The organism is Cyclobacteriaceae bacterium (genome assembly GCA_013141055.1).
Lineage (GTDB): Bacteria > Bacteroidota > Bacteroidia > Cytophagales > Cyclobacteriaceae > ELB16-189.
This window is the reverse complement of record JABFRS010000001.1, coordinates 847,750-872,541: the sequence shown is the minus strand read 5'-3', so window position 1 is coordinate 872,541 and position 24,792 is coordinate 847,750. Positions and strand designations below refer to the sequence as shown.

The 24,792-nt window shown below is 43.4% G+C and carries 20 protein-coding genes; 11 read left to right on the top strand and 9 right to left on the bottom strand.

All coding sequences use genetic code 11. The features are described 5' to 3' along the window. Position 1 precedes the first annotated feature (1 nt). From HOP08_03785 to HOP08_03775, 3 genes are read right to left on the bottom strand one after another with little or no spacing between them, the layout of a single operon-like run. Positions 2-1,123: a hypothetical protein gene (locus HOP08_03785; protein ID NOT74025.1), complete on the bottom strand. Its 1,122-nt coding sequence runs from the start codon at positions 1,121-1,123 to the stop codon at positions 2-4. Continuing rightward, entirely contained in the window at positions 1,120-1,749 is a 630-nt protein-coding gene (locus HOP08_03780; protein ID NOT74024.1) for an ABC transporter ATP-binding protein, read from the bottom strand. The genes HOP08_03785 and HOP08_03780 overlap by 4 nt, the downstream gene beginning before the upstream one ends. Beyond that, the gene (locus tag HOP08_03775; protein NOT74023.1) at positions 1,749-2,138 is read right to left on the bottom strand and encodes an OsmC family peroxiredoxin; all 390 of its coding nucleotides are present in this window, start codon (positions 2,136-2,138) and stop codon (positions 1,749-1,751) included. Before HOP08_03775 ends, HOP08_03780 begins: the two co-directional genes overlap by 1 nt. 72 nt (positions 2,139-2,210) lie before the next feature. On the opposite strand from HOP08_03775, the gene HOP08_03770 reads away from it, so the two are divergent. The 4 genes from HOP08_03770 to HOP08_03755 all read left to right on the top strand — a co-directional run bounded on the left by HOP08_03770 (position 2,211) and on the right by HOP08_03755 (position 5,020). Next, positions 2,211-2,744 (top strand): adenine phosphoribosyltransferase, encoded by a 534-nt coding sequence (locus HOP08_03770; protein ID NOT74022.1) that lies wholly within the window; start codon positions 2,211-2,213, stop codon positions 2,742-2,744. 37 nt (positions 2,745-2,781) lie between these two features. Beyond that, positions 2,782-3,369 (top strand): hypothetical protein, encoded by a 588-nt coding sequence (locus HOP08_03765; protein NOT74021.1) that lies wholly within the window; start codon positions 2,782-2,784, stop codon positions 3,367-3,369. A gap of 181 nt (positions 3,370-3,550) precedes the next feature. After that, on the top strand, positions 3,551-4,126 hold the full coding sequence (locus HOP08_03760; GenBank protein NOT74020.1) for a hypothetical protein: 576 nt from the start codon (positions 3,551-3,553) through the stop codon (positions 4,124-4,126). A 330-nt stretch (positions 4,127-4,456) separates the two neighbouring features. Then, a complete protein-coding gene (locus tag HOP08_03755) occupies positions 4,457-5,020 on the top strand; it encodes a hypothetical protein (GenBank protein ID NOT74019.1) in 564 nt (187 codons plus the stop codon). A 112-nt stretch (positions 5,021-5,132) separates the two neighbouring features. Here HOP08_03755 and HOP08_03750 read toward each other — a convergent pair whose 3' ends face one another. Then, positions 5,133-8,573 carry a methylmalonyl-CoA mutase family protein gene (locus HOP08_03750; protein ID NOT74018.1) on the bottom strand — a complete coding sequence of 1,147 codons (3,441 nt, stop codon included), beginning with the start codon at positions 8,571-8,573 and terminating at the stop codon, positions 5,133-5,135. Between the two features lie 139 nt (positions 8,574-8,712). Next, on the bottom strand, positions 8,713-9,147 hold the full coding sequence (locus HOP08_03745) for an SET domain-containing protein (GenBank protein ID NOT74017.1): 435 nt from the start codon (positions 9,145-9,147) through the stop codon (positions 8,713-8,715). Between the two features lie 60 nt (positions 9,148-9,207). On the opposite strand from HOP08_03745, the gene HOP08_03740 reads away from it, so the two are divergent. The 7 genes from HOP08_03740 to hrpB all read left to right on the top strand — a co-directional run bounded on the left by HOP08_03740 (position 9,208) and on the right by hrpB (position 20,340). Continuing rightward, positions 9,208-10,491 carry an aminotransferase class V-fold PLP-dependent enzyme gene (locus tag HOP08_03740; GenBank protein ID NOT74016.1) on the top strand — a complete coding sequence of 428 codons (1,284 nt, stop codon included), beginning with the start codon at positions 9,208-9,210 and terminating at the stop codon, positions 10,489-10,491. 68 nt (positions 10,492-10,559) lie between these two features. Next, positions 10,560-10,916, top strand: a complete 357-nt coding sequence (locus HOP08_03735) for a hypothetical protein (protein NOT74015.1) — start codon at positions 10,560-10,562, stop codon at positions 10,914-10,916. A 20-nt stretch (positions 10,917-10,936) separates the two neighbouring features. Further along, positions 10,937-11,839 (top strand): alpha/beta hydrolase, encoded by a 903-nt coding sequence (locus tag HOP08_03730; GenBank protein ID NOT74014.1) that lies wholly within the window; start codon positions 10,937-10,939, stop codon positions 11,837-11,839. A gap of 2 nt (positions 11,840-11,841) precedes the next feature. Continuing rightward, entirely contained in the window at positions 11,842-13,374 is a 1,533-nt protein-coding gene (locus HOP08_03725; protein NOT74013.1) for a phospholipase D family protein, read from the top strand. Between the two features lie 115 nt (positions 13,375-13,489). Then, the gene (locus tag HOP08_03720) at positions 13,490-15,229 is read left to right on the top strand and encodes an ABC transporter ATP-binding protein (protein ID NOT74012.1); all 1,740 of its coding nucleotides are present in this window, start codon (positions 13,490-13,492) and stop codon (positions 15,227-15,229) included. 113 nt (positions 15,230-15,342) lie between these two features. Next, positions 15,343-17,754 (top strand): FtsX-like permease family protein, encoded by a 2,412-nt coding sequence (locus HOP08_03715; GenBank protein NOT74011.1) that lies wholly within the window; start codon positions 15,343-15,345, stop codon positions 17,752-17,754. A gap of 114 nt (positions 17,755-17,868) precedes the next feature. Continuing rightward, positions 17,869-20,340: an ATP-dependent helicase HrpB gene (gene hrpB / locus HOP08_03710; protein ID NOT74010.1), complete on the top strand. Its 2,472-nt coding sequence runs from the start codon at positions 17,869-17,871 to the stop codon at positions 20,338-20,340. Positions 20,341-20,349: 9 nt separating this feature from the next. On the opposite strand, the gene HOP08_03705 is transcribed toward hrpB, so the two are convergent. From HOP08_03705 to HOP08_03690, 4 genes are all read right to left on the bottom strand, one after another. Continuing rightward, complete coding sequence (locus HOP08_03705; GenBank protein NOT74009.1) at positions 20,350-21,012, bottom strand: DUF4918 family protein; 663 nt, start codon at positions 21,010-21,012, stop codon at positions 20,350-20,352. Then, the gene (locus HOP08_03700; GenBank protein NOT74008.1) at positions 21,009-22,928 is read right to left on the bottom strand and encodes an AAA family ATPase; all 1,920 of its coding nucleotides are present in this window, start codon (positions 22,926-22,928) and stop codon (positions 21,009-21,011) included. The genes HOP08_03705 and HOP08_03700 overlap by 4 nt, the downstream gene beginning before the upstream one ends. Positions 22,929-22,976: 48 nt before the next feature. After that, entirely contained in the window at positions 22,977-24,236 is a 1,260-nt protein-coding gene (locus HOP08_03695; protein ID NOT74007.1) for a sigma-70 family RNA polymerase sigma factor, read from the bottom strand. A 72-nt stretch (positions 24,237-24,308) separates the two neighbouring features. Further along, a complete protein-coding gene (locus HOP08_03690; GenBank protein NOT74006.1) occupies positions 24,309-24,671 on the bottom strand; it encodes a hypothetical protein in 363 nt (120 codons plus the stop codon). Between the last annotated feature and the right edge of the window lie 121 nt (positions 24,672-24,792).

Here is a 24,792-nt window from a genome sequence, read left to right as displayed (position 1 = left end):
ATTAATCAAGGTCCTGATTTTCCCGGATAATAAACTCAAACTCGTAGAATGCCCTTTCATATCTGTAAGCCGCCATCAAAATCAGGGCAATGGATATGAACCAGACAGGAACACTGAAGAGAATAATTACAAACAAAATCATGAATCCAAGAAATGCTTTTCCGGAGAAAGCTTCAAACCCATTGATCTTTGATAAAAGTACGCGGTAGCCTAGAATGAAGAGAGCAAGACAAAATACTATTAATTCGGGTAACAAATGGATTGGTAATTGTTCCGGAAAGTTGCGAGTGAGCACCGTTATCTCTGGAAGGCAAAGAATCCCCAGTGAAATAATGAAATAGATCATTCTTAGGGAAAGAGACAGCGGCAAATGTCTCATGAGTGTGAACAAATGATTTTCAAAAAGAACGAACTGGAAGACAAATGCAAGGCTTGCTCCGAAAGCAATAAGGCAACCCATTGCCAATAGCCGGTAGTCATACGTGTCGTACCGATACAACTGACAAATGGCGAACAGCATTAAGCATCCAAAGATTTTTGTAACAAGGACCATTCCTGTCTTGTGACGCACAAGCCATTCGATAAAAAACTGAATGAAGGATTTTGAGAATTTTCTGTCGAACCATCTCTTTAATAAAGAAACCTTTGCTTCACTTTGAACATAACCCAACTGACGATAGAGAAGAATGGTGAGCGTTCCGGTGATAGTGATCAAAGCGATGACAACCGAGACTGCTGAAAGTACCTGACCATTCTTAATGGCGATTAAAACCAGAAACAATCCATATGTAATTGCTGGCACGAATTGCGCATAGGCAACGGACAGAGTGCACAGGATTTGTATTGATGTCGGCAACAAGGAAATTTCATGAACGAAGCGCATTGATTTCTCCGAACACTCCTGATGGTTGAAACTATTAATCTTGTAGGCGTACGCTATCCAGAATCCGGCAGGGATTAAAGTCCACACCGGAGCACTGATAAAGAAAGTAGCGAGAGCAATATGTTCGTTGGCTCTCATAAATCCAGCGACAAGTCCGATCGTCAGTAGAAAGAACATAGCATTTGCTACGTAAAATTCTTTGGTGAGACATCTATGAAGAACGTCGATCAGAACCTTCACAGCCTTACAATTGATTTGTTTTGAATCCTAAAAACATTTTCTACTGAGAATTCAGCGCTGTCCATGGATTGATGGGAAGACATCAGGAATATCATAGACGGATCTTTGAGTTTTTCGTTGACCATATTCATGAGTATGATGCGCGATGCTTCATCCAATGTTACGAGAGGTTCATCAAGTATGATAAGTTTGGGCTGACCGAAGAATGCAATTGTTAAGGAGAGTTTTTTGAGCATTCCGCTTGAAAAGGTCCCGCATGGCTTTGTGAAATACTGATCAATACCAAGCATGCGACAGTAGCCATCCTGTTCTTCGATGGATGTATTTTTTGTTTTCCCGACAAACCGAACAATATCTTTTGCTGTAAGGAACTCCGGGAAGTACGGCTCCGCTTCGCTGTAGTTTACAAGCTTGCGAAATGAGATCGGTTCTTTCTTTATGCTCACGTCATCCAGAGATAGCTCTCCTTCGAAAGGAACAATGCCGGCTATGGATTTGAACAATGTCGTTTTGCCGGCACCATTTTCTCCTTTTAGCCAACTGATGCCTGGCGAAATTGTGAGTTCATCGATTGTCAGGACAAGTTGATCCTGATAGCGTTTTGAAAATTGTTTGATCTGAAGCATCAATTTGGCCGGATAACCTGAACTGAATACGTAATCTCGGCGGAAAGAGACGATGCGACAGAACAATATTTTTCAAGTGCAAGACCTGCAGCTTTCTCAACTTCTTCCTCTGTCGCATCTTCAGAAGTTATTATATAATGACAGTTGATCTTTGTAAATGCCCGCGGAGTCTCTTCCCTTCGCTGTCCTTCTGTTTCAATCGTACAATCCAGTATTGACTTTTTTCTTTTCTTGAGAACCACTACCACATCAACGGCCCCGCAGGCAGCGAGTGCGGAGAGCAATAATTCGACAGGGGATTGGTGTTTTTTGTCCTCCCTCTTTCTCATGTCGATGAGTACCTTGTTGTTGTTATCATTGGAAGCCTCGTAGACTTCATCAGCGATCATTCGTGTTATTATCTTCATCTTCGGGTTGTAATATTAGTCGCGCTATCGCTGTAAATTTACTATTTTGCCACTATGAGTACAGAAGAAAAGATCAAGTCATTATTACGAGATGTTCCGGACTTTCCAATGCCTGGGATTATCTTTAAGGACATCACGCCATTGCTGGCAGATGCCAAAGTGCGGCAGGAGACTATCGAAGCCTTAATTGAACAGGCTCGTGCATTAAAGCCAGATGTGATCGCAGGAGTGGAGGCAAGGGGTTTTATTTTTGGAATGCTGATCGCTCAGGGACTTCACATTCCTTTTGTTCCGATTCGTAAAAAGGGAAAACTCCCGTACAAAAAAGTAGAACAGAGCTATGCTCTTGAGTATGGTACTGCAGAAATTGAAATGCATGAAGACGCTTTTCCGAAAGGATCACGCGTTGTTATCCATGATGATCTTCTGGCAACAGGAGGAACTGCTGCCGCGGCAGGAGATCTGGTAAAGAAGATTGGTGGAGTGGTAGCCGGGTATTCGTTTTTGATCAATTTGTCTTTTTTACCGGGAGAAAAGAAGCTTTCAGAACAGTTTGACGTTGAGCCGCATTATTTAGTACGGTTTTAATCGGATAACTTTAACATACATTCGTTGTTATTCAAGCATGTCTGTACCCATCAGGATACCAATGTTTCCCCTTACTATTTTTCCCCTTCCGGGGGAAATGGTTCCGCTGCACATTTTTGAGCCAAGGTATCGACAACTATTGAAGGATGCTGAGGAGAGGGACATCTCCTTTGGAATCTATTTCAATCATACTCTTAATACCACTAAGCTTGGTTCGCTCGTAAAGCTTGAAAGTGTTATCAAACGATATGATAGTGGTGAATCTGACATTATTGTGAAATGTCAGGACCTGTTCCAAATGGATACACTATTTAGAACTTTTAAAGATAAACTCTATCCAGGTGGTGATGTGAATTTCTGGGAAGTTGATCTTCAGGATCCTGCCGGGACAAAAATTCAAAAAGAGTTTGAGGAATTCATGCGTTTGTTGAAGATCAATAAGCTTCCATCGCCATGTTCCATTTATCACATAGCAAATGAACTTAGTCTTGATCTTGAAGATAAGCTGAAATTTGTAACCTCAGAAGAAGATAAAAGAGAGGTTTTCCTCACCTCACGCCTCAGATTCCAAAAGCATCTTCTAACACAAGCGGAGAAGGCTAAGGACGTATTTCATCTGAATTAGTTTCTGTTTTAATCAAATATTTTCAAAATACTTTAATGGCAGAAATGTCATTAAAATACTTTCGATGTTTAAATCATTTAAAGTATGATTTTGGTTGCATTTAGGAATAATTAACAATCACGCTGCAACATTTAAAACATGCCCCTCGTCTGATAACCAAAAACAATTAAACACCCCTGTTATGAAAAAAGTTAGTTTGTTGATGTTGGGCATTTTGGTTAGCTCACTCACATTTGCAGCAAGAAGGAACGATACACCCAAGACAACTTCCGGAATCGCAGTTATTCGCAACTCAGAATCATCTTATAAATTATTCTACCGTTCAGAAGAAGCATCTGATGTGAAGGTGGAGATTATTAACTCAGATGACAAAGTCGTTTTTTCTGAAGTGATCAAAATGTCAAATGGATTTATTCGTCCCTATAACTTTGCCAATCTGGCGGAAGGCACATACACGATCAAGCTTGACAATGGCTCAAATTGGTTGACGGAAACAGTTGAGTATAGAACGGGTAAAATTCAAAAGCTTGCTCACGTTGTTTCTTTAAAGGATGGCAAATTCCTTTTCACACTGGCGGGTCAGGGAGCTGAAAAGTTTGATTTAAGCATCTTTAATGATAAAGGTGAAAAGATCTACTCTGAGCCAACGGCAGTTTCTGGTGATGTGGCAAGATTGTTTGATCTGAAAGACATCCAGGGACCAGTATCTTTTGAAGTAATGGATAGAAAAGGTGTTGCAGCCACTATCGTGAAGTAACATTATAATAATATAGAGTATCATTTTTTGAGAGTCGCTCTGACGAAAGTCAGGGCGACTTCTTTTTTATCAGTACCTCAGCCTTTATTATCATTAAAGGCATAAAAGTATACTTGGACCGCAATCGATTACTGTGTCAGAATTTTTGTGTTTCAATAAATCAGAGTCGTAAGCGCATTTTTATCTCCATTTGCTTACTAGACTAATGAATCACAAGCCGCAAACGATTTTTCAAATTAAAAATCAAGTTTTCTTACAGCAAACGATCATGCGTCATACCCACCCGTACATTTACATCATAGTTCAACAAGAAAAAAAATAACTAACATTATGAAAGCAAAATTATTCCTCGCAGCCATGATTGTACTGGTAAGTACAGCGGCATTCTCTGGACCTGGTCCACGCATTGCAGTGATTGGTCAGAAGACCAACGGTACCTTCAAGGTAATCTATGAAGGTGAAACAGTAGGAAAAGTAAAGATGACAATCTTCAATCAGGAAGCTGAAGTTGTTTTTGCTGAAACTACCAAGAATGTAAACGGTTTTATTCGTAGCGTTAACTTTGCTGGTATGGAGCAAGGAACTTATACGATTGAGATTGCTGACCAAAAGGGAACAGAAGCTCAAACCGTTGTGTATTCTAAAGCTACAAAAGTTAAGAATGTACAGGTTTCTAAAATGGCTAACTGCCCTAAGTATCTTCTGACAGTTGCTAACAGCGGTCAGGAAGAAATCAGCGTTCGTATCTATGATGGTGCAAATAACCTTGTACACACAGACTACAGAACGATTGATGGAAACTTCGGAATGGTTTACAACCTGAAGAACATCACTGGCGTGCCTACTTTTGAAATTGCAGATAACACTGGCAACATTCGCACGATCCGTTACTAATCCGGCAATAGTTGTTAAATCAACTAAAGCAAGAAATTAAATTAGTCAAGCTATGAAATGAAAGAGCCTTCTATAATGGAAGGCTCTTTTCGTTTATTACAATGATTTCGATTTACATATTTCTCCGGTATTGACCACCTACTTCGAATAGTGCTTTTGTAATTTGTCCTAACGAACAAACCTTGCAAGCTTCCATCAGCGCTTCGAAAATATTCTTGTTCATAACCGCTGCATCTTGTAATGCATTTTGATGGCCTTCTACATGGTCATTATGAAAAGCATGCAAAGCACGGAGCATCTTGATCTGATACTCCTTTTCTTCAGAAGTTGCCCTGATCACTTCCTGAGGAACGATCGTTGGAGAGCCTTTTGAGCTCAAAAATGTATTGACACCGATGATTGGAAATTCACCAGTGTGCTTGAGAGTTTCATAATAGAGACTTTCTTCCTGAATCTTCCCGCGCTGGTACATTGTTTCCATTGCACCCAATACACCACCTCTTTCTGTGATGCGATCAAATTCAGCCAGAACAGCTTCCTCTACAAGATCTGTCAGCTCTTCAATAATAAAAGATCCCTGTATCGGGTTTTCATTTTTTGACAGCCCCAGTTCCTTATTAATAATAAGCTGGATGGCCATTGCCCTTCTCACTGATTCTTCCGTGGGAGTGGTGATAGCCTCATCATAAGCGTTGGTGTGGAGAGAGTTGCAATTATCATAAATCGCATACAATGCCTGTAGTGTGGTGCGGATATCGTTAAAGTCAACCTCCTGCGCGTGAAGGGAACGCCCTGAAGTTTGAATGTGATATTTCAACATCTGACTTCTAGCATTCGCTCCATATTTGTTTTTCATCGCCTTAGCCCACAGTTTTCTTGCTACCCTTCCGATAACAGAATACTCCGGATCAATGCCGTTGCTGAAGAAAAAAGAGAGATTAGGTGCAAACTCATTGATGTCCATGCCGCGGCTCAGATAATACTCCACGTATGTGAAGCCATTGGCAAGTGTAAATGCCAACTGGGAAATAGGATTCGCACCAGCTTCGGCAATGTGATATCCAGAGATCGATACAGAGTAGAAATTCCTGATGTTCTGATCAATGAAATATTGCTGAACATCGCCCATCAGTCGCAAAGCAAATTCAGTTGAGAAAATGCAGGTATTCTGAGCCTGATCTTCTTTGAGGATGTCCGCCTGAACCGTTCCCCTCACTTGTAAAAGAGTATCGGTTTTGATTTTCTGGTAAACATCTTTTGGCAAAACCTCATCTCCAGTGACGCCCAGTAAAAGAAGTCCCAGGCCATCATTGCCTTTTGGAAGCGGTCCCTGATAATGGGGTCTTTCAGCTTTTTTATCTTTATAGATCTTTTCAATCTTGTCCGTTACTTCTTTCTCCATTCCATTCTTGCGAATGTATATCTCACATTGCTGATCAATGGCAGTATTCATAAAATATCCCAGCAGCATAGGTGCGGGACCATTGATCGTCATTGATACGGATGTTCTGGGATCGGCCAGATTAAATCCGCTGTAAAGTTTTTTAGCATCATCAAGGCAGCAGATGCTCACACCTGAGTTTCCGATCTTTCCATAGATGTCAGGACGGTAGTCAGGATCATTTCCGTAAAGAGTAACAGAATCAAATGCAGTGGAGAGTCGCTTTGCCGGTGTCGACAAGCTTACATAATGAAATCTGCGGTTGGTACGTTCCGGCCCGCCTTCTCCTGCAAACATCCGCGTTGGATCTTCACCTTCACGTTTGAATGGATAAATGCCTGCGGTAAACGGAAATTCACCAGGAACATTTTCCTGCAATACCCATCTCAAAAGATCTCCCCATGCTTCATATTTAGGAAGAGAGACCTTTGGAATCTGAAGATGAGAGAGGGATTCAGAATGTGTCTGAATTCCAATTTCCTTATCTCTGACCTTGAATTTGAAGAGTGGTTCTTTGTATTGCTGAACTTTCTTGGGCCATTCTTCAAGAAGCTTCCAGTTTTTTGGATCAAGGTTGAGTTTCAATTTTTCAACTTCTGCCTCAAGCTGGCTGATCAATGACGTATAAGTATCTTTCTTTGGCTCATGGTTGGAAGCTTTCAAGTGCTCCATTGTCTTGTGGAGTGCAAAGAGCTTTTGAGCAATGTTGCTTTGCTCAAGGCTCCGGGTATCATAGGCCCTGTTGTTCTCCGAAATTTCACTGAGATACCGGGTGCGGTTTGGAGGGATCACAAAGATCTTCTCTGACATCTGTTTTGTGATCTTGAAAGTCGATTTCAGATTGCCTCCAGTCTTTTCCTGAATCTTGTCAATGATCTGTTTGTAAAGCTGATTGGTTCCGGGATCATTGAACTGTGAAGCGATCGTACCGAACACCGGCATCTCATCCACTTTTGAGTTCCAGAGATTGTGATTGCGTTGAAATTGTTTCTTCACATCGCGCAAGGCATCCAGTGCTCCACGCTTGTCGAACTTGTTGAGTGCGATCACATCGGCAAAATCAAGCATGTCGATCTTTTCAAGCTGTGTTGCGGCACCATACTCAGGTGTCATAACGTAAAGTGACACATTGCTATGATCAATGATCTCTGTATCGCTTTGACCAATTCCTGAGGTTTCAAGAATGATCAGATCATAATTCGCTGCTTTCAATACCTGAATAGCTTCCTTTACATAGACTGACAAAGCCAGATTGGATTGACGTGTTGCCAGTGAACGCATGAATACTCTTGGGTTGTTGATTGCATTCATGCGAATGCGATCTCCCAATAGTGCGCCGCCAGTTTTTCGTTTTGATGGATCGACAGAAATAAGTCCGATCGTTTTATCCTTGAAGTCGAATAAAAATCTTCTTACGATCTCATCTACCATCGATGATTTTCCAGAACCACCGGTGCCCGTAATTCCAAGCACAGGAACCTTAGCCTTTTCAGCCTGACTATGAATGTATTTAAATGCTTCTGTATGCTGATCGAAATAATTTTCTGCTGCTGTAATCAGTCGCGCAATGGCTACGGGATTCTTTGATGAGAGTTGTTCCACTTCATTCTCAAGCTTGTCACCCAGCGCATAATCACTCTGCATGACAAGATCATTGATCATGCCTTGTAGTCCAAGGGACCGTCCATCATCAGGGGAGTAGATGCGCGTGATGCCATAATCCATTAACTCCTTGATCTCTGACGGCAGGATCACTCCGCCGCCACCAGCAAATATTTTGATGTGACCAGCTCCCTTTTCCTGAAGCAGATCATACATGTATTTAAAATATTCATTGTGCCCACCCTGATAGCTGGTCATGGCAATTGCCTGAGCATCTTCCTGAATGGCAGTATTCACAACTTCTTCAACACTGCGGTCGTGACCCAGGTGAATCACTTCACAACCTGTAGCCTGGATGATGCGGCGCATGATGTTTATTGCAGCATCATGTCCATCGAAGAGACTTGCAGCTGTTACAATCCTGACTTTGTTCTTGGGTACGTATGGTTTAGGGGCCTCATGGCCGGCCAGATTTTTCTTCTCGGTTTTATCGGATTTGATCGCTTCCATTTTGGCTTTCTAGAAAAGCAAAATTACCGAAAGGGAAGGGAAGAAGCTAACGATTGGTAGGGTGAGAAATGATGCGGCGGAGACTAATTAATGAGAATATTTGATAAGAAGGGATGCTTTAATTATGGGGGAATCAGCCTCATCGTTTTCTCGGTCTTTTCAATCCCAGAGTTTTAATCTTCTTCACCAGATCCCAATACTCTTTTCCATAAGCTACGAAAACCTCGCCGCCTTTAGTAATGTCTCGTGTTGCTTCAATAAAGCAACGGTCTCCATAGATATTGTAAACTGAATTATTGCGCAGTCCCTTGATACGACTGGCACCCGCTGCGTCGTTGGCATAACGCCCGAGCGCTCCGGTAGAAGGTTCGCCATTGATAGCCATGGTGCGATTGAGTCGGAGCAGGTATCCATTGAAGCCATCTTCATGCTTGACTTCACGCCACAGCTGATGCCTGCCTTTATATTCTATGATGCGATCACCTTTTTTGATTTCCACTTTCGTGAATAGCCCCTTGCCGGAATCGGGAAGCTGTGATTTTCTAACGAAAAGATGTTTTCGGGAAATGTTCATGCCGGAAAATTAAAGTATCTTCAAGTCTCATCAGAATTTAATTTTAACGATCTGTCAGTTATGAAACTATCACGAAGAAGTATTTTGAAAAGTCTTGGCCTGAGCACGCTTGCGCTGACTTCCATGGAGGTATTGGGGAAGCAGACTTTTGAAACGGATAATTCTCTCCCGTTAGCCGACGACCCGGAATACTGGAAGAAGATCCGTGATCAGTTTACGCTATCCAAAGACAAAGTTTTCTTCAACACAGGTACCGTAGGGGCTATGCCAAAGGTAGTGGTCGATAAAATGGTAGAGCATGTGAAATACCTTGCAGAAAATGTTGCTGACTGGGCTTATAAAGATGACAATAAGGAAGAGTTTATCAGTGGCTACAATAATCTCCTGGGCATCCGCACACGGGTTGCAAAACTTTTTAATGCTACCGTTCCTGAGATTGCAATGACGGACAATGTTACGCATGGCATGAGCTACATCGCGAATGGAATTACGCTTAAACCAGGAGACGAAGTATTGACCACCGATCAGGAACATTCCGGCGGAAAAGGCGGTTGGCTCATCAAAGAGAAGCGCTACGGTGTGGTATTCAAAACCGTTGCCATACCAAAGCCTGCACACAGTGCAACAGAATTGTATGACATTATTGTAAAAGCGTTCACACCTAAGACAAAGGTTCTGATGTTGTCGCACATGATCTCAGGAAGTGGTGCCATACTTCCTGTTAAAGAAATTTGTGCTGAAGCAAAGAAGAGAGGCATACTGACGGTGCTGGATGGAGCTCAGACCATTGGTCAGATCAAAATAGATGTAAAAGATATTGATTGTGATGTTTATCTGGGATGTTTTCATAAGTGGATGGGAGCTCCGGCAGGAACGGGCTTCATGTATGTAAGAGCTGACAAAATGAAAGACGTCTGGACGACGGTTGCCAGCACACGTTGGGATAACCATGATGATGAAGGTTTCAGATTTACACAAAGAGGTACCGGAAACTTTCCTGTATTGAAAGGACTGGAAGCAGCACTTGACTTTCACAATGAGATCGGTCCGGATAAAGTCTATGCAAGAATAAAGTTCCTGGGCGAACGATTGAGAACTGGCTTGCGTCAGAATAGTAAAGTGAAGATCTATTCACCGACAGATGAATCCCTCTGCGCCGGAATTACTGTTTACAATATTGATGGACTGACAGGAGCACAGCTTCAGGACGCCTATTGGGAAAAAGGCAAGATGCGTCCCCGCGCACAGGGAGATGTGTTTGGTGTAAGACATTGCACCAACATTTTTAACAGTGAGGCGGAGATCGACCGTGCGATACAGATTGTGAAAGAACTTTCTGCTTAATAACGTCAGCTTTTGTGAAGCCGGTTATTACTCAAGATCCTCCCGTTAAGGCCAAACCATTTGTTGACATGGAGGTACTCGCCTCCATCCATCCCGAATTATTGGAAGATGCCTATATGTATGTTCATTGCCATTTCGATAATCCTGGCGATGACATGCTCATCAGAATCTGGAGAACTACTTTCCTGATTGACAGGTCATCTTCTTCAAGGGCAGAAATGGTTCATGCTGAAAACATCACCTATGCGCCACAATGGACGGTGATTCCTGATGGTCAGTCTTTCAATTTTTTACTGATCTTTTCGCGACTTCCGAAATCATGCACACTCTTTGATCTGAAAGAGGAGATTCCGCAGCCAGGAGGTTTTCATATCCGAAACATTGAAAGAAATGATACGGATGTTTACCATGTGGCATTGAAATGACAATATCCAAGGCTTCATTTATGAAATTGATTATTATTTTCGGCCTGTCATTATTGATGCTCGGTTGTGTCAATTCTAAAAATGATAATAGTGTTTCAGGGGAAAGTAAAAGCCAGGAGATAATGAATTCAGTAAAAAGTGGATATGCACAAGTCAATGGTATCAGCATGTATTATGAGATCTATGGCGAGGGTGAGATTCCACTGGTATTGATTCATGGTGGAGGCTCTACTATTGGAACCACCTTCGGAAACATACTTCCTCTTCTGGCAAAGAACCATAGAATTATTGCAATGGAACTTCAGGCTCATGGTCATTCAGGTGATCGCGAAGGCCCTGAAACTTTTGAACAGGATGCTGATGATGTATTTGCACTTCTTCAGCATCTGAAAGTCGGCAAGGCAGATCTTTTTGGATTCAGCAATGGTGGCAATACCGCCATGCAGGTTGCGATCCGTCATCCGGAAGTAGTGAATAAACTGATCATTGCCTCAGCTTTTTACAAAAGAGAAGGAATGATGCCCGGCTTCTTCGACTTTATGAAGACAGCATCGCTTGAGAATATGCCTGAGCAACTAAAGACAGCATATCTTGAAGTTGCTCCTGATAAAGATCATCTTCAGGTCATGCATGATAAGGACCGCGACCGCATGATAAATTTTAAGGATTGGAAGGATGATGATCTGAAATCCATAACCATGCCCACTCTTATTCTGAGTGCAGATAAGGATGTCATGAGCCCTGAACATGCGACTGTAATGCATCGGTTGATCACTAATTCTCAGCTCGTGATATTACCGGGTGTCCATGGAGCTTATATTGGTGAATCGATAACGGCGAAGAAGGGAAGTAAAATTCCTGAACTTACAATTGGTGTAATAGAAGAATTTCTTGCTGAGGAATGGTTGCAAAAAAAGATTTAATTATGAAACTCAAACTCCTTTTGATTCTTTCATTAATAACTGCTTCCTGTTCTAAGGAAAAGAAAAAGGACATTCTTGAAAATAAAGGCGAGTTCTGCTCCAGTATCCACCGCAATGATTCTATTTCTCTTTCAAAATTACTGGAGCCGTTTGCTGACAAAATGGAAGACAGCACAGGTGTGTTTGTCCTGGAGGACGGTGGAGGATCAATGGTAGCGCGTGCATGGCTAAGTGAGTATGCAGAAAAATCGATCGACATCCAGTATTTTATTTTCTCCCCTGATAATGTAGGACTGATCGCCTGTGATTACCTCGTTCGTGCCGCCGACCGTGGTGTCAAGGTGCGGATCATTGTCGATGATATCATGGTGGACGCAGGAGTGCATGAAATACTCACACTGGATTCACATGACAATATTGAGATCAAGGTGTATAATCCCGGAACAAACCTCGGAAAGAACATTATCAGCAAGATCAAAAAGTTTGCAACAGACTTCAGAGGTGCAAATCAGCGCATGCACAATAAGACATTCACGGTCGATGAGAAAATTGTGATCACTGGCGGCCGCAACATTGCAGACGAATATTTTGATTACGATCATGAATACAATTTCCGTGACCGCGATGTGTTGCTGTTGGGAAAGATCGCTGATAACGTTCAAAGCTCTTTTGATGAATTCTGGAATCATCCTCTCAGCGTTCCCGTTGCATGGCTTGTTGATGAAGAGAAAAGTGATAGCGTTGTTGCAAATAAATTTGAACGACTCCATCAATATGCCTGCAACCCTGAAAACTTCTGGCCGCAGGTTCGTGAAAGAATTAAGAATCTTCCATTAACGTTTGAGAAAATACAAAAGTCGGGATCGTTTGTCTGGCTTGACAGCATTGAATATGTTTCCGATGCGCCGGGTAAGAATGATGGCTCAGATGGAATCGGTGGTGGTGGCGCAAGTACCGAAGCGCTGGTAAAACTTATTCAGGAAGCAAAATCTACACTCGACATTCAGTCACCGTATCTCATCACAACAGAGAAAAGCCGCAATCTTTTCAGCGAGGCTGTGAAGCGTGGTGTGAAAGTGAGGATCCTTACCAATAGCCTTTCCTCAACAGACAACATTGAAGCCTTTAGCGGTTATCGCCGTGATCGTGAGGAACTACTGAAGACAGGCGTAAGAATATTTGAATTCAAGCCCGATGCAGCAGAGCGGTTTAAAGTTATGACCGGTGCCCTGCAGATGAAGATGAATTTCACCCCGATCTTCGGACTTCATGCCAAGTCAATCGTCATTGATGGGAAGATCACAGTCATCGGCACATTCAATCTTGATCCCAGAAGCGCCAACCTCAATACTGAATGTGTAACGATCATTCACTCCAGAAAAATTACAGAAGGTGTATTGAAAGGAATGGATGAGGAATTTAAGCCTGCCAATTCCTGGGAAACCACGCTTACTTATAATCCGGATTCAAAAGCCGGCACTGCAAAGAATATCGGAACAATGAGCAGGAGGGTAATACCAAAAGGCATCCTTTGAGGATATTGTGGTGTGTGACGTTAAACGGAAGTCATAGAAATATGTGAATGCAATAAACGGAAGCCCGCAACGTCATTATCTTTGGCTTCTGATATAAAACCGCCTTCCTACCCGAATGAGTAAACCGCCGAAAGTATCTCTCCTGCAAGTATTTAAAACAATTATCTGGCCCAGAAGGGGGATTCTCCTCGTCGGCTTGCTCCTCATTATTGTCAGTCGCCTTGCCGGACTTGTGCTCCCTGGTGCCACGAAATATCTCATGGATGATGTCATTGCGAATAGTGATATGAGAATGCTGAAGCTGGTGATCATTGCCGTTGCCTCTTCTGTATTGATTCAGGCGGTCACCTCTTATATATTGACTCAGATATTAAGTGTGGAGGCTCAACGTCTTATTTCTCAATTGAGATCAAGAGTTCAGCAGCAGGTGTTGCGCCTTCCCATCAGTTTTTTTGATAACAATAAATCAGGTGCTCTCGTCAGCAGGATCATGAACGACGTTGAAGGTGTCCGCAATCTTGTAGGCACGGGGCTGGTTCAATTGGTGGGCGGTGTCCTCACTTCCGTCCTTTGCCTCATTTTGTTAATTGACATCAGTCCGATGATGACCTTGCTGGTTCTTGTTCCTGTTGGGATTTTTGGATTGATATCTTTGAAGGCTTTCGCCAAGATCAGACCTATCTTCCGTGAGCGGGGAAAGATCAATGCCGATGTAACAGGCAGACTTACCGAAACCTTAAATGGTGTCAGAGTGATCAAAGGCTTTAATGCGGAGCAACAGGAGATCAAAAGTTTTGAACTTGGTGTAGAACGCCTCTTCCTGAATATAAAAGCAAGTCTTACCTCGACCAGTCTGATCACAAGTTCAGCAACATTCCTTTTGGGATTGGCATCCGCGGGTATCATGGGAGTCGGTGGTTATCTGATGATCGAAAAGTCAATGACTGTGGGTGAGTTTGTTTCATTTACTGTCTACCTCGGATTTATGATTGCGCCGATTGTTCAGATGAGCAACATAGGAAGTCAGCTAACGGAAGCCTTTGCGGGATTGGATCGTACAGAAGAGTTGATGAACATGACCCCGGAAGATGATGGCACAGCAAGAACTATCAGGATGAATTCATTCAAGGGTGATATAGAATTCAGGGATGTTTCTTTTGCTTATGAAGAGGGCAAGGAAGTAGTAAGGAACATTACCTTCAACGCACCTTCAGGATCAGTAACGGCTTTGGTTGGAACCTCCGGATCAGGCAAGACAACGATCGCTGGACTAGCTGCATCTTTTTTAAATCCTCAAAGCGGAAAGATCACAATTGATGGAACAGACCTTTCGAAAGTATCATTGGATAGTTACCGCAGTCAGTTAGGAGTTGTCTTACAGGACGACTTCCTTTTTGAGGGAACAATCAAAGAGAATATTTTATTTCCAAGACCCAATGCAACGAATGATCAGGTACAGGCTGCTGTAAAGGCAGCTCACGTTCATGAGTTTACAGATCGTTTCGAAAAAGGAATTGATACGTTGATTGGTGAGCGTGGTGTAAAACTTTCCGGAGGTCAGCGACAGCGGATTGCTATTGCCCGTGCGATTCTTGCAAACCCGAGAATTTTGATCCTGGATGAGGCGACTTCCAATCTTGATACAGAAAGTGAATCATTGATTCAGGAAAGTCTTCGTGTGTTGATGGAAGGAAGAACAACGTTTGTCATTGCCCACAGGCTCAGTACGATTCGTCAGGCTGATCAGATATTGGTAGTGGAGGGTGGCAACATTGCAGAACGCGGAAAGCATGAAGAACTGATCGCGAAGAAGGGAAGGTATTTTGAATTATACACCTATCAGGCGAGGATATAGCATGTTGAGTTGAATGTTCTTTTCAGTGCCGTGTATTATGCCTAAATTAATACCCTGAATCGGGTGCTTAAAACTATTTTAAGTTTTGTTCAGTCCCCAACAAACCTCACTGCATGCTGCTTACCCACATCAAATTTGCTATACGGGTCTTTTTAAAGGATAAGTTCTTCTCAACGTTGAATGTCCTTGGTCTTGCATTGGGAATTGCTGTCAGCATCATACTCCTCCTCATTCTTCAAAATGATCTTAACTACGATAAGCATCATGCAAACTATAAAAGAATTTACAGGCTCGGCGGACATCTTACCGCAACAGGAATCGATAGAAGTATCGGACGGTCTGCCCGTGAGCTAGGTCAGATATTAAAGCAGGAGCTTCCGGAAGTTCTGGAAGTAGTTCGTGCCAACAACTGGGATCACACCCTGATCAAATACAAACCGGTTGGCGGAGAAGAGAAAGCATTTTATGAAGAGGATATTGTTCGTACCGATTCAACTTACTTTGATGTCTTCACGCATGAGTTCATACAGGGTGATCCCAAAACTTCGCTGACCCAACGCAATACGTTGGTGCTTACTCAATCACAGGCAAAGAAGTATTTTGGCGATGGTGAGGCATTAGGCAAGATACTCCAGGTGGAGGATGCTTTGTACACAGTTACCGGTGTGATAAAGGATGTTCCTCCCAATACACATCTCAAGTTTAATATTCTTCTGTCGCGACTGATAGACCGGGAATGGTTCACACAAGGCGGACAATTGAGTTCGGAAGCTTTCTGGAATCCGGATGTTTACACTTATCTGCTGGTGCCTGAAGATTATAATACCGCAGATTTTCACGCCAAGTTCAAATTCATATTTGACAAGTATTACAAATCGTTTGGCGACCAGGTGAATGGCAAGTATGAGCCCATCCTTGAACGGTTGGATGATATCCATTTTCGCTCTGCGCTGGAAGAGGATGAGCCTCATGGCAATCTTTCCTACCTCTATGCATTTACGGCGATCGGAGTTTTTATCATCCTGCTGGCATGTATCAATTACATGAATCTTTCCACTGCTAAATCGGTACAGCGCTCAACAGAGATTGCCATGAAGAAGGCGCTCGGCTCCGGCAAATCTTCACTTGTTCTTTCCTTCCTTACCGAATCAATATTTCTTTCTTTTGTCTCTCTATTGATCGCAGTAGGGTTTGTGTTTTTTGTGCTGGAGGCTACCTCTTTTAACTCTCTTATTGGTAAGAATCTTTCTCCCGATTTCATTCGTAATAAAACGCTGTTGTTCGGTTCACTGGGCATCGCATTAGGAATCGGAATTATCTCAGGATTGTATCCTGCATTCTATCTGCCACAGATACCAACGATCAGTGCTTTAAAAGGGACCTTCAAGAACCGGACTTCTTCCAGGGTGCTGCGTAAGTTCCTGATCACCGCTCAGTTCTCAATTTCCATTTTTGTAGTGGTATGTACCTTATTCATGCAGGATCAGATCAGCTACATCAGGAATAAAGACCTTGGATTTGATAAAGAGAATATTGTACTGCTAGCCATTCAAGACACGGTTGTTCAGCAACAGCTCAACGGCATCAAGAATGAGTTTTTGCAGAACCCTCATATTCTTTCTGCAACGACATCTTACAATGTAATGGGTATGGAGATGGGTGGCTCCGCCATGTGGGTCGAAGGAGATAACGGCATGCAACAGCAGGGATTCAACCTTATGTTTGTCGGGGATGATTATTTTAAAACCTTAGGAATAACCATGGCCAGCGGTCGTGAATTCCTTCCCGGGCCAAAGATCGATACCGATAATGTATTCATCGCCAATGAAGCCGCTGCCAAGCTCATGGGATGGAAGGATCCCATTGGAAAAAGAGTAAAATGGTTTCATGGAAAAGAAGACGGACACATTGTTGGGATCGTGAAGAACTTTAATTTCAAATCGCTGCACAACGCGGTGGAGCCAATGCTCATTGTGAAATCAAGAGAAGAAGGTGGATGGCTTCATCTTAAAGTGAAGGGCGATCTGCCAGGCACGCTGAGTTTCATTCAGGATAAATGGACTAAGATCGATCCGAATCATCCGTATGAGTATTTCTTGCTGGATGAGAGATTCAACGATCAGTATAAAGCAGATGAAACTCAATTCAAGCTTCTGTCAGGATTGTCATACGTGTGTATTTTTATCTCACTGTTAGGTCTGTTGGGATTATCAGCCTTCACAGCAAGCCAACGAACCAAAGAGATCGGAATCCGAAAAGTACATGGTGCCAGTACGCCTTCCATTATCTACTTGTTATACAAAGAGGTAATGATCCTCGTGATCATCGCTTCCATTGTGGTGATACCAGTATCCTATTATATCATTTCACAGTGGATGAGCAATTTCGCTTACCAGGCGACTTTGAACTACTTCATCTTCCTGCTGGTTGGAATGCTGGCACTGATGTTCTCATTTTTCACGGTTGCCTTCCATTCACTCCGCACTGCCCGCACCAACCCAGTCCAGTCCTTAAAGTATGAGTGATGAATTGATATTAATCTGAAAAAAGTTCGTTCCTTAAATTGGATCTCCTTATTATTTAGAAGAAATTCTATTTTTGTACGCGCTGCATTTTAACTCTTCATCTTAATCTACAAAGTGTTCCCTGTTCTCTCCATCCTTCCTCAGCTCAGGAATACACTCCAGTCCAGCAAAATTGTCATTCTTCAGGCTCCGCCCGGTGCAGGAAAGTCGACCATTCTTCCCTTGGAACTTTTAGATGAACCGTGGCTTGCTGGGAAGAAGATCATGATGCTGGAACCGCGAAGACTGGCAGCGAGATCAGTCGCTCAGCGAATGTCAGATCTCAAAGAGACAAAAATAGGAGGGACCATTGGCTATCGTGTCAGGTTTGATACTAACATAAGCAAGGAGACAAAAATTGAAGTGATCACGGAAGGGATACTCACCCGCATGATCCAGTCAGATAATAGTCTTGAAGAAGTGGGACTTCTCATCTTTGATGAATTTCATGAGCGTAGCCTTCAGTCAGATCTTGCGCTTGCGTTGAGTCTTCAGATGCAGAATGTCTTGCGGGATGATCTGAGAATACTGATCATGTCCGCTACACTTGATGGTGCACAACTTTCAGGCTTACTGGGACATGCTCCTGTAATCACTTCCACAGGAAAACAATTTCCGGTAAAGATCAATTACCTCAACATTGATTCTGATAATCATATTTCAGTGAAGATGTTGCAGGCAATCCGCAAAGCACTTCGTGAAGAGAAGGGAGATATCCTGGCATTCCTGCCCGGCGCGGGAGAGATCAGAAGAACACAGCAATTGCTGGAAGAGGAGAGCGTTGGTGCCATCATCTATCCATTGTTTGGCGATCTTCCGTTCAAACAACAGCAGGAAGCTATACTTCCCGCAACCAACGGACAGCGTAAAATTGTTCTTGCAACTTCTATTGCAGAAACATCCCTCACCATTGAAGGCATCGGAGTGGTGATTGATAGTGGTGTATCACGTGTGTCACGTTTCGATCCGCGCAGTGGACTCACAAGACTTGAAACCGTACGGGTTACCAATGATGCTGCAGATCAGCGAACCGGCAGAGCAGGAAGATTAGGTCCCGGAGTTTGTTACCGACTATGGACGGAAGCGATTCAAAGAAACTTGCTTCCGCACCGCAAGCCGGAAATTCTGGAAGCGGATCTTGCTTCTTTGTTATTGGAATTATCTCAGTGGGGAGTAAAAGATGTGAAGGAGTTGACCTGGATAACACCACCGCCCCCGGGTTCTGTCAATCAGGCAAAAGAACTTTTGATCCAACTGGATGCATTGGATGAGAATGGAATTACCTCAAGAGGCAAAGAGATGCTGCAGTTGCCAACGCATCCACGCATCTCTCACATGTTGCTGAAGGCGATCTCAAAAAAAGAAAAAAGTATAGCGTGTGATATTGCTGCCTTGCTGGAAGAGCGTGATCCTTTGGCCAAGGAAGCTGGTGCAGACATTTCATTGCGCATCGAGACATTGAGAAAATGGCGAAGCGGTGAAAGGGGAAATGCTGATAAGAATATTCTGGAGCGGATTGAAAAACTCGCCACCAACTGGAGAAAGATGTTGAGTGTCGCTGTTGACACCACAGCACCGGGTGGATATGAAGTTGGAAGATTGGTAGTAGCTGCGTATCCCGAACGTCTTGCGCGACAGCAATCAAAGCAAAGTAATTACTATACACTGGCAAACGGACGTGTTGCCAAATTACCCGATCACGATCCTTTGGTCCACGAGTCGTGGCTATGTGCTACCCAACTGGATGCAGGACAAAAAGAAGGAAAGATCTTTCTTGCCGCTGCCGTCAGTGAGGAAGACCTCATGGTCATGGCTACGGAAAGTGAAGTAATACGGTGGGATGATGAACGAGGCATGATCGCATCCGCGCTTGAAAAGAAAGTGGGCACGCTTCTCCTGCAAAGCAAACCTGTTTCGAAATTTAACGAGGAGAAGAAGAACGTTGTACTGCTCTCTGTCATTCGTGAAAAGGGATTGAAGATGCTGGGCTGGAATGAAGAATGCAATACTCTATGTGCAAGAATTCAAAGTCTGAAGATCTGGCGACCGGATGATGCATGGCCCGATACAAGTGAACATCATCTCCTGAATACTCTTGAAACCTGGCTTGAGCCATACCTCGTTTCAATTTACAAGCAATCAGAACTTCAGAAGCTGGACCTTATCACGATAATTAATGGACTCATTCCCTGGAACCTTCAAAGCCGACTGGAAGTTCTGGTGCCTTCACGAATGCCGGTTCCCAGTGGATCATTGATTCCTCTTCAATATTTTCCTGATGGAAGATCCCCTGTCATGGAGGTGAGGCTGCAAGAAATGTTTGGTCAGCTGGAAACTCCTGTTGTGAATGAGGGTCGTATTAAAATCTTACTGCACTTGCTTTCTCCCGGATACAAGCCTGTCCAGGTGACGCAGGATCTTAAAAGCTTCTGGCAGACTACCTATCACGACGTTCGCAAAGAACTGCGCATGAGATATCCAAAACATTCCTGGCCGGAAGATGCATTTACGGCTGTTGCGATACGCGGCGCGAAAAAACGAATTTGATGTATCAGATTATTGAAGCAGCTGGAGATATTTGTCGATGTAAGCAGATACTGACTTTCGTTTGTACTGCATAATAAACCGTGGATGTGACAACGGTACAACCTCGCCAAACCATTTGTTCTCCTCATTCAGCTTCTTAAGGAATTTCAGATTCTCGCCTTCGCCAATGCAGAAACATTTATCACGACGGATACCCATGTCCAGGATCTTTGAAATGGATTCAATCGCAAATGGCTTGATTGCTTTCTCAAGCAAAGCATCATCATAATAATTAATGTTCTTGCTGTCTTTCGTAAATCCCAGTGGTGAGACTGCTGAAATGAAATACTTGCCGTAAAACTTCTCCGGCCCACCGAACTTGTCAATCATCGCGAAAATAAAATCTGATGACAGTTCCGGTTTCTTTAACAATGTATTCTCAATGCCGCAGATCTTTTCAAGCTTGATGGGATCTGTAAATGAGATTCCTGTAAGTCCCGAACCGAACCTTCCCGGATTGATTCCCAGCATTAATGTTCTGGGCTTGTCATCATTGTAATACTTGCTGTAGAATCTATTGCAAATGTCCATTGCGTAAGGGTCGAGATATGGATTCAGCACCTCAATTCCTTTCGGAACTTTCCCTTTGATCTTCAGTTGCCTATAAAACTCAAGGATCTTATCTCTCATCATTTCAACTCAAATGCACTCTTGTAAAACTCACCCTTCTGCACATAGTCGATCAGCTCCACATAAAACGGATGCGAACCCAGCGTAGCACTGTCGCCGATCATGATCAGTTTCCTTTTCGCTCTTGTCATCGCCACATTCGTCCTGCGAATGTCGGCCAGAAATCCGACCTCGCCTTCATTGTTGCTTCTCACAAAGCTGATGACAATCACATCGCGTTCTTGTCCCTGAAAGGCATCCACCGTGTTGATGGTGATTAGTTTATTCAATGGTTCGAGTGTTGAAGAGCTCTCAGCAAGCTTATGCAGCAGATCAACCTGTGCACGATATGGTGTGATGATCCCAAGGGTAATGTTCTGTTCAATCCATTGTTCAAGACCGATTTCCTCTACCAGTCTCTCTGTCTGCTGGATCAGCAACCTTGCTTCTTCCGTGTTGAAACGACTAAGTGTCTCGGGATCCTGTTCTTCATTGTATCCGCACCCGGCAGTGTCAATGAATTCTACCGGCTGTTGATGATTCAGCAGTTGGCCCTTTACCGAATCGTGTGCGATCAGTTCATCCTTATAAAAATAGCGCGATGAAAATTCCATGATGTGCTGATGCATTCTGTATTGCACCTTCAGCATTGTGGAGCGATCAGGATGCCTGGATATTCCTTTTTGAAAGAGCGTTGTTGACAATCCTCTTTTGGCAGCATCAAGCGACTTGATCGTAGGAGGGAGCTGACAATGATCTCCAGCGAAAATTATACGTTGTGATCTCAGTATCGGTATCCAGCATGCCGGCTCCAGCGACTGGGCAGCTTCATCAATAAAGGCCGTTTTAAATTTCCTTCCTTTTAAGATCGGATGTGAAGAGCCTACCAATGTACTGCAGATAACCTCAGCATTGTTGAGCAGATCGTTGATGATGTAAAACTCCAGCATGTCAGCATCTGATTTCAGCATGCGCGATTCCTCTTTCAATCGCCGCCTCTCTTCTCTTTCGTGGTGGCCAAAGTTCTTCTTGAATTTGAAAGCCATCCCACGTACATGTTCAAGCTTTTTTCTCAATGCTCTCAGCTCAGGATAGTTTGCATGAGCGGCAATGCGGGCATCCATCGTCTTGCTGAGCGTTTGCTCTGTCACTCTTGCCGGATGACCAATGCGAACAACATTCAATCCCAATCCACTCAGCTTCTCCACCAGCAGATCAATCGCTGCATTGCTGGGTGTGCACACCAGCACTTGTCCTTCCGTTTTTGTTGTGTGCTGAATAGCCTGCGATAATGTTGTAGTCTTGCCCGTTCCCGGAGGACCATGAATAAACGCCACATCCGGCGTAGCAGAAATGATCTTCAATGCATCGTTCTGACTTTCATTCAGTATGCTGCTTCCAATATTTGGCAGATCACTTTTATTCAGAGCTTTGGAATCTGCATCACCTAAAAGTATCTCCCGTAATTCCGCCACACGATTTCCATCCGCCTTCATGACCGCCTTCATGGCGTACTCCATTTCTTTATAGGTCATCTCATCGAACATCACATCGACGCCCAGCATTCCATTGTCAATCCAGTCCGGTAGCTCGTCTCCATTGATGGTCAGTACAAGTGTGTTGTCGCTGACATAATTAACGACTCCATTCATGTGTTCTTTCTCAGGCTTTCCCGATGCATTGCAAAAAAGACTCACCAGCTTTCCACTCTGAAAGCTATGAGGTTGATCAAGATGATTGGTGCGTTCCAGCTCCACAAAGATCCGCTCGCCGGTTCCGATGTAATCTCTTTTCAACTTTACAGGATACCAGGTGACGCCTTCTTTTGTGCGTTGTGTGAGTGATCTCAAAAGAACTTTCTGACGATACTGCTCCAGATCGGCCTGTCGTTCGATTTGAATAAGTTCAAGGGTAACCTGCAGTTGCTGGAGTGAGTTCATAAAGTCAGCAAAAGTAACGACCTCAGGCCCGCCAACAGGATAATTGCCTTAAAATAGTTTGTTGATTTTGGATTGGAGCAATTGCTTCTCCGAAGGTGAGTGTGTCAGCTTAATGGCCTGCTCAAGGTAAGACTTCGCTTCTGCATGATTGCCCAGCTGTGCATTCCATTCGCCCATCACAGCAGGGTACAGATAGTAATTCTTCAACAGATCTTTATCAGGAAGTTTCTGCAATTCTTTCAAAGCCTTTCCCGGTCCATGCACTTCCGCATAAATAACAAGACGGTTCAATGCGATCAAAGGATCGGGACGCATTTCAAACAGCCAGTTATATTGAGTAAGGATCTTATCCCAGGCAGTCTCCTGATAGGATGGAGCAATGCAATGTTCATGAGCAATGGCTGCTTCAAAATGGTAGGCAGATACCTGATCACCGGAAGATGCATTCTGAAGATAGAATATTCCCTGCCGTATCATTTCCTGGTCCCACTTTTTCCTGTCCTGGTCTTTCAGCTGAACCAGTTGTCCTGTCTCATCCACTCTTCCATACAGTCTTGACGATTGAAAGCAGAACAATGCCAGCATCGCCAGACTTTCAGGCTGTCGTGTAAGGGGATGATCCACCAGCATTTTTCCAAGTCGCAAAGATTCTTCCACAAGATCTTCCCGGATCAGTGAATCGTGATACGATGAATTATAACCTTCATTGAAAATGAGATAGATGGCCGTCAGCACATTATTAAGTCGTTCTTTTAACTCAGAAGGTTTAGGCAGTGCAAAGGCAACTTTCTCTGTCCTGAACTGCTGGCGTGCACGATAAAGCCTTTTGGTAATTGTTTCTTCCGATGTGAGAAATGCTTTGGCGATCTCTGCAACACTGAACCCGCCAAGTGTTTTCAGGATCAATGCCACCTGACCTTCTTCTGCCACCATTGGATGGCAGCACACAAACATCATACGAAGCTGCTCATCTTCAATTTCATTTTCATGAACAAGTTGTGTCAGCGTTGCGCCGGCAGAGTATTCTGATTTGAGAAGGGGAGAGACTTCTGCCGCAAATTCTTTGTGATGTCGCTCGCGACGAATGACATCCATCGCTTTGTTCCTCGCTGCCGTGAAAAGCCATGCAGAAGGATTATCAGGAGTTCCGTGAAACTTCCAGTGTTCAAGCGCCTTGAGAAGAGTATCCTGAACTACATCTTCTGCAAGTTCAAGATTGTGAGGACCGAAGATCTTCGTGAGGATGGAAACGAGCTTTCCTGATTCATGTCGGAAAAGATGATCGAGAAGTATTTTAGGTTCGCTCACTTTTCATGGGTTTGTAAAACAATAATAAATAAGCAGCAATCGGGTCACTGCTTACCATTATTGCTGAATTAGTTATGGATGCTCTACCGGCATGATCTCTCTCACTTCCACTGATCCGGTTGGATCGGTAAGTGTAGGGCAGCCTTTTGAAAGTGCTGTTGCTTCCTGAAGGTCGTTTGCCTTGATCAGCAAATATCCGCCAACGATATCCTTACCTTCAATGAATGGGCCGTCTGTTACTTTGTTGGTAATGGCTTTTACCACTTTACCTTGCGGGAATAATGGCTGTCCGCCTACAAGCTTGCCTTTTTGTGCAAGATCACCCATCCAGGTATTCCACTTCTGCATTTCTGCTTCCATTTCTTTTGGACTCATCTTGGCAAATGCTTCATCGTTTTGCAATGAATTGCGGAACAGGTACATGAATTCTTTCATAATGATGTTTTTTTAAAGTTGTTAATTTTTTGAACTACAACCCAATGACGATCGACATTTAATGATCCGGACACACACGGGGAAAATATTCTGATATCTACTTAAAAAGATTGCTTTTTGA